This window comes from Peribacillus sp. SIMBA_075, assembly GCF_046534585.1.
In genome coordinates, this window is record NZ_JAWRYN010000788.1 from 1 (window position 1) to 265 (window position 265).

General features: G+C 45.7%; 1 protein-coding gene. It reads left to right on the plus strand.

Going from position 1 to position 265, the window contains the following annotated elements; translation table 11 throughout:
- Nucleotides 1-265: hypothetical protein (locus SB775_RS30365; RefSeq protein ID WP_410864967.1), on the plus strand; the 265-nt coding region annotated here is incomplete at both ends.

The following is a 265-nucleotide window of genomic DNA, read 5'->3' on the forward strand; positions in this document are numbered from 1 at the left end:
GGACAACCGATTTACAGGGTCAGCTCCTCATCTTCCTACACAAATGTCCTCGTATTGACGAAGAAGCTCGAGGACGTATTGAAAAAACAACAGCGGTTCGGACTCTTGCTAATACAGGAAATAACTTGGGGAGAAAAGTACACGGTTCTAGAATCCCGGGATATACTCACGAGTTGGTTATGGGAGCATAACACAGAGATGAGCATGTATTGCTTGGGGCTAGCGATCGTCATCTCGAATCAAAAGGAGCCGATTTTGTATGGGT